General features: G+C 52.7%; 5 protein-coding genes. 1 reads left to right on the forward strand and 4 read right to left on the reverse strand.

Going from position 1 to position 3,010, the window contains the following annotated elements; genetic code table 11:
- The coding region (locus ADA16_RS09715; RefSeq protein WP_048761475.1) for an IS1249 family transposase at positions 1–916 on the forward strand (916 nt) is incomplete at its 5' end.
- 105 nt (positions 917–1,021) lie between these two features.
- Here the strand turns inward: ADA16_RS09715 and ADA16_RS09720 are convergent.
- The 4 genes from ADA16_RS09720 to ADA16_RS11475 all read right to left on the reverse strand — a co-directional run bounded on the left by ADA16_RS09720 (position 1,022) and on the right by ADA16_RS11475 (position 3,004).
- On the reverse strand, positions 1,022–1,414 hold the full coding sequence (locus ADA16_RS09720; protein WP_048761478.1) for a hypothetical protein: 393 nt from the start codon (positions 1,412–1,414) through the stop codon (positions 1,022–1,024).
- A 9-nt stretch (positions 1,415–1,423) separates the two neighbouring features.
- Positions 1,424–1,951 (reverse strand): phospholipase A2, encoded by a 528-nt coding sequence (locus ADA16_RS11045; protein ID WP_082150700.1) that lies wholly within the window; start codon positions 1,949–1,951, stop codon positions 1,424–1,426.
- Between the two features lie 82 nt (positions 1,952–2,033).
- Entirely contained in the window at positions 2,034–2,879 is an 846-nt protein-coding gene (locus tag ADA16_RS09725; RefSeq protein ID WP_239659437.1) for a DNA polymerase, read from the reverse strand.
- Positions 2,876–3,004: a helix-turn-helix domain-containing protein gene (locus tag ADA16_RS11475; protein WP_342626531.1), complete on the reverse strand. Its 129-nt coding sequence runs from the start codon at positions 3,002–3,004 to the stop codon at positions 2,876–2,878. Before ADA16_RS11475 ends, ADA16_RS09725 begins: the two co-directional genes overlap by 4 nt.
- Positions 3,005–3,010 lie beyond the last annotated feature (6 nt).

Raw genomic sequence — 3,010 nt, forward strand, 5'->3', positions numbered from 1 at the left:
CAATACCCCAGACCCCAACCGCATCTACGACCAAATCTTCATCGACGGCACCTACACCGACGCCGGCTGCCTGCTCGTCGCAGCCAGCCACGACCACGTCATCGCCTGGCACTGGACCAAACCCGAAACCGCCCACGCCTACACGCAACTACTTCGCAAAATCGCTGAGCCGCTCTGCGTCGTCCTCGACGGCGGACAAGGCGCACTTACTGCGATTAAATCCTGCTGGCCCAACGCAATGATCCAACGATGCCTTGTCCATGCCCAGCGCGTCATCCGCCGCTACACCACATCACGACCACGCACCGACGCCGGCAAAGCCATCTACGCCCTAGCGCTGAAACTAACCAAAATCACCACCGTGGACCAAGCACGCGACTGGACACTACGCCTGCACAACTTCGGACAGGTATTCAAAGCATTCCTCAACGAGAAAACACCCGTGCCAAAAGAGCGCCACACACTCAACAACCAGTGGGAATGGACCCACCTACGGGTGCGCAAAGCCTACAACTCACTGCTGCATCTATCGCGCAACAACTGGCTGTTTACCTACCTGCAGCCACCACCGAACGCGCTTGAGCCTCAACGCTGGGCATCAACAACAAACAGTCTGGAAGGCGGCATCAACGCCGGGCTCAAACGCATCGCCGACGCGCATCGCGGCAGATCCAGAGAACGTCAACGCAGAATGCTCGAATGGTATCTGCACTCGAAAACGCAACTGCCTGACGACCCATTAAAGATCGCCAGGCAGTGCAATTCCGGACAAGATCAACTCGCCAAAGTTCCAGACCTTGCTCCAGAAGACCACAACACAGCCGACCAAGAAACAGGACGACCAGCCTTCTACGACAACGCTATCCCAACCGAATACCAACACAACATAGGAATCCGGAAAGGACCGATGCAATAAAAAGGGCCCCAGCGACACGCCGAGCGGACACACCTTTTGTCTATTAACCCGGAAAACCCCACATGAGAGATTCATGCGGGGTTGAGAGGGGGCTAGAAGAATAAACTACTTTCGAAAAACTCTGGTTACTGCTCCAATTACCAACAGGAGTAGCAAAACGACAGCAATAAAAGCGGCTACCGGGGGACCGAAAGCCAAGTCTAAGTTAATTCCAAAGACTTCACCATTAATCGAATAGGCAACTATAGCAATGGCGGCCAAAATCAAGGCTAAGACGTTAACAGCTACAGCGAATTTTGTGTACAATGCCCTTCCCCTTGACCGGTCGGAGAAGAACAAAAGCAGCCACACCACTTGAATAGCTAACGCTAAAGCGTAAGCGAGTATGATTCCGGTGCCCCGTTCTGGAGATGGAATTAGCGCAACGCAGGCAGCAGATCCGAGCAGTGCAAATGGGTAACCGACTTGGTATATGAGTTTTTTATTCGAATGTTCCATACTTAAGCCTTAGTTAAAGATTGGCGGCTTGGGGTCTCCGCTCTTTCCACCGTTTTGTTCAACGGCAAAGACGTATCCATCCGCAGTACGTCGACAATCGAGCGCGGAGTCAGGATCGGTAGCGTACTTCTCGTTGCAGTTGGCATACAAGTTGCTACGAAACTCCTCGTCACAGTTCATTTTGCCCTCACTTTTTACGGTAGGTACGGCATTTGGATTAGCGTCATAGCACATGTCGTGGCGGGCGCAGGGGCCTCTGAAATCCACACCAGGTTGGTCAGGAGATGAGGTACACCAGTCATGTCGCCCCTTGTACAGTTTTGCATCATCTCCAGGCTGCATATGATCCCCTTGGTGATCATAGACATATTCATCGGGCACAGTAGCAGGTCCGCCGCTAACTTCGCCTTCTTCAAGGCCGTTGAGCTGTACGGCGAATGCAGGTGATGCCGAGCCAAAAACAAGCATCGCGGCAGCTACTGATACAAATAAAGATTTAACTTTCAATCGTCTACTCCAATATCTCAGCGAACCCATTTAGAGTTCACCCCTCCATCTCCTTTCGATGAATCCTATTTTTATTTATATGTTTTCGATATTAGCCAGACGGCTACCATCATTATTTGCATCCAGACCAATCAATGGCTGGGCCAGCTGAATCAGCCAAAGTTGGCACAGCAATCCCTTCCGCACCAGGAATTAGTACCGATTCGAAAGTCTTTATCACTTGCGATTTAATAACTTCCGCCTGCTCCTGCGGCACGGAAAGCACAACTTCATCGTGGACAAAGATACGAATCATGGACGCGATTGAAGAAGGAAGTGCCAGCACTCCTTCGAGAAACACGTCTCTGGCTGTTCCTTGTCCATATGCTGCCGGGACTTGGGTGTAGGCCCGGTCAGGGGATACCGCGACACGTCGTCCAAAGCCCGTGGTGATGTATCCCATTGCTTCTGCCTGCTCGCGAAGGTGATTTTTGAACTGCTCCAACTGAGGGAACTCTTCACGCAGCATCGCCAACTGAACCTCTGCATCATGGAGGGGAATACCGGCGTTGCGGGCAAAAGTGGCGGCTCCCATACCGTAGTTCGCGGCGTGAGCGAGGGCTTTAGCATCTTTACGTCGAGCCGGATCGCCAAAGACTCTTGCAGCCATTTCTGTATGAGAGTCCCTTCCTTGTTCAAATAACGCCGCGTAATTCGCGTCACCAGATCCTGCTGCCATACAGCGAGCATCAATTTGGCTGAGATCAATGCTGATGAGCACCTCGCCTTGATCCGGCAGGATGATGGATTGCTGAGCCACAAGGCGTTCTTCACGTGACCCAAAAACGGTCATTCCAGGCTTCGTGGTTGATAGACGACCTGTTGTCTGTCGGGCTGAGATGGACGGGTATACACGGTCACCCCGGAGATACTTTTTCACCGTCTGGGCAGGAGTTTTCGATATGAGAAGAGTGCTCATTTTGTCAACGAGGGCGACGACCTCCGGCTTGTCCGCGCCCACCGCCTGACAGTTGGTGAGGGGATCCCTAAATCGCGCCCAACCGCGCTTGCTGATGCCCCGTTGGCAATGTGTTCAAGCGCAATGGGTTT

This window comes from Corynebacterium vitaeruminis (genome assembly GCF_001054325.1).
GTDB classification, from domain to species: domain Bacteria; phylum Actinomycetota; class Actinomycetes; order Mycobacteriales; family Mycobacteriaceae; genus Corynebacterium; species Corynebacterium vitaeruminis_A.

Coding starts and splice junctions, on each gene's coding strand:
- ADA16_RS09725 (WP_239659437.1), bottom strand. CDS start 2,879: ATGAGCACTCTTCTCATATCGAAAACTCCTGCCCAGACGGTGAAAAAG.
- ADA16_RS11045 (WP_082150700.1), bottom strand. CDS start 1,951: ATGGGTTCGCTGAGATATTGGAGTAGACGATTGAAAGTTAAATCTTTA.
- ADA16_RS09720 (WP_048761478.1), bottom strand. CDS start 1,414: ATGGAACATTCGAATAAAAAACTCATATACCAAGTCGGTTACCCATTT.